At 57.2% G+C, this 2,029-nt stretch carries 3 protein-coding genes; 1 reads left to right on the forward strand and 2 read right to left on the reverse strand.

Going from position 1 to position 2,029, the window contains the following annotated elements; genetic code table 11:
• Positions 1 to 340: 340 nt before the first annotated feature.
• Positions 341 to 874 (forward strand): Lrp/AsnC family transcriptional regulator, encoded by a 534-nt coding sequence (locus tag QT222_RS01840; RefSeq protein ID WP_049917395.1) that lies wholly within the window; start codon positions 341 to 343, stop codon positions 872 to 874.
• Positions 875 to 883: 9 nt separating this feature from the next.
• Here QT222_RS01840 and QT222_RS01845 read toward each other — a convergent pair whose 3' ends face one another.
• Together QT222_RS01845 and QT222_RS01850 are read right to left on the reverse strand one after the other, a co-directional pair.
• Entirely contained in the window at positions 884 to 1,216 is a 333-nt protein-coding gene (locus tag QT222_RS01845; protein ID WP_491476121.1) for a cupin domain-containing protein, read from the reverse strand.
• Positions 1,213 to 2,029: hydantoinase B/oxoprolinase family protein (locus QT222_RS01850; RefSeq protein WP_491476122.1), on the reverse strand; the 817-nt coding region annotated here is incomplete at its 5' end. The genes QT222_RS01845 and QT222_RS01850, both read right to left, overlap by 4 nt.

Raw genomic sequence — 2,029 nt, forward strand, 5'->3', positions numbered from 1 at the left:
CTCTCGGGAACCTCGCTAACCTCGTGGAGAACTAACGCGATAAATCGGCTGCAAGTGGGGTGCTTCACCGCGCCGAAGCAACGATTATCAAGGAATTTGTCACAGCCTCGGACCCAGAAATAAGCGGAATATAATGAGTCAGGGCACAGAACGATATTTCCTAGTAAGCTGTAACGGGAATATATGAGTCAGGAACGCAGGCGGTTTCTGTCTGCTCTACTCAGAACGGGGAAGTACGGTCTGCCTGTCTGATTTTTTCTGCGTATGGTTGAACCAATCGGCACCAATTGTTACAATTCGACCGTCAAAATAAGATGGAAGGGTGGCGAAGGAACTCGTAATGGCTGAAAATCAGGCCCAACCGTCGACTGAATGGTTAGAAAACGAGAAGGTAAAGCGGATTCTACGAGAGTATCTCGACGAGACCGACTACCGAATTTACAAAGAACTGAACCGTGACGGTCGAATCTCTGACACTGAGTTGGGCGACCGCGTCGGTCTCTCGCGAACCGCAGCCCGTCGTCGTCGGAAAAAGTTACAGAACGAGGGCCTCGTCGACGTGCTCGGGGTACTCGTCCTTCAGGAGGCTAACCTCGCGTACGCCGATGCATTTGTCACGCTCAACTCGGACCTCAGCCAGGACGACTTCGACGAGTTCATCGCGGAGGTTGCGGGCGAGGAACTCATCTACGAAATTGACGAGTATATGGGCGAATACGACCTGTTGCTCCGTGTTTGGCACGCATCGCTTTCCGATATCAAGAGCTACCTCAGAAACAAGTTACAGGCCTACGACGTGGTCGAATCGTACGACACTGTTCCCGTGACGAAGACCCACAAAGCGTGGCACAAAGTCCTCTCGAACGGGCAGTAACTCGTTCGGTTAGAGGCCACCGAGAACAGTGTACACCAACCGCACCGGTTCGTCGGTTTCGTTGACGCTGTAGTGTTCGACCCCGGACGGAATCACCGAAAGCGACCCTTCCGAGACGGTGTACTGCCCATCAGGCGTCACCAGTTCGACCGCCCCGTCGAGGATGACGGATATCTCGTCTCCTTCGTGCGATGTCCAGCCTGCTGCTGGGACTCGCTCTCCGGGCTGAATAACGTAGGACCCAGTCTGTGATTCCGGGTCGTCGGTCTCGAAGAGGGTGAGTGGCGACTCGGTGCTGTCTTGCCAGACGTCTTCTAAGTCGGTGAGTTCGATATCGCTCATTGGTTGGTTTCCCGCTGTTTGCTCGTGCTCAGTTTGTTCTCGTTCTGTTCATTCGCTCTCAGTTCGTTCGTCCCGCGCTCGTCCACCCTCAGTTCACTCGTTTCACGCTCGTCGACCGTTCCATCTTCGCTCAATGCAACCCCGTAGACCGACCGCGCCGTCTCCCGAGTGATGTAGTCGTCGAGGTAATCTTCGCGCACCCGCTCTGGGTCACGAGCCATTGGGTCGCCCCATCCGCCGCCTGCACTAGTGACGAGTCGAGCGATATCGCCATCGTGTAGCGGATAGTTTGTGAGATTGCTGTGACGTTCGAGGGTTCCGTCGCTCCGCTCGATTTCGATATAGTTCCCGTCACCTTTCTTACCGCCGTTGACACCCCACGGCGGGAACTTCGACCGGCCGAACCCAGCCGTGATGAACCCACCGGAGTCGTTGTAGATGCGGTAGCCCTGTACGAGACCGGTTCCTCCTCGGAACTGACCGTGTCCCGCTTCCTGTGGCGTGTCGAGGCGGAATTCGTCGAAGAGAATCGGGAATCGAGTCTCCATCACTTCGACCGGCATCTCCAGTGTGTCACCGTCTCCGGAGCACACGAGTACGTCGGCCCCGTCTCGTCCGGGACTTGCGCCCCATCCTCCCGGTTGGGGTTCGACGACGAGGAAGTCCTCGTCGGTGCGCTCGTCGTGGCCGCCGACGATGGTCGCACAGACGCTGAGGAAATGCCCCGCTGAAAGCCGGTCCGGGAGGTGCGGTGCGAGCGCCTTCCACGGGAGGTCCGCCGCCATCGCGGACCCCTCCCAGTCGGTTCCAATC

It is taken from the genome of Haloferax sp. s1, assembly GCF_058382125.1.

Coding starts and splice junctions, on each gene's coding strand:
- QT222_RS01845 (WP_491476121.1), bottom strand. CDS start 1,216: ATGAGCGATATCGAACTCACCGACTTAGAAGACGTCTGGCAAGACAGC.
- QT222_RS01840 (WP_049917395.1), top strand. CDS start 341: ATGGCTGAAAATCAGGCCCAACCGTCGACTGAATGGTTAGAAAACGAG.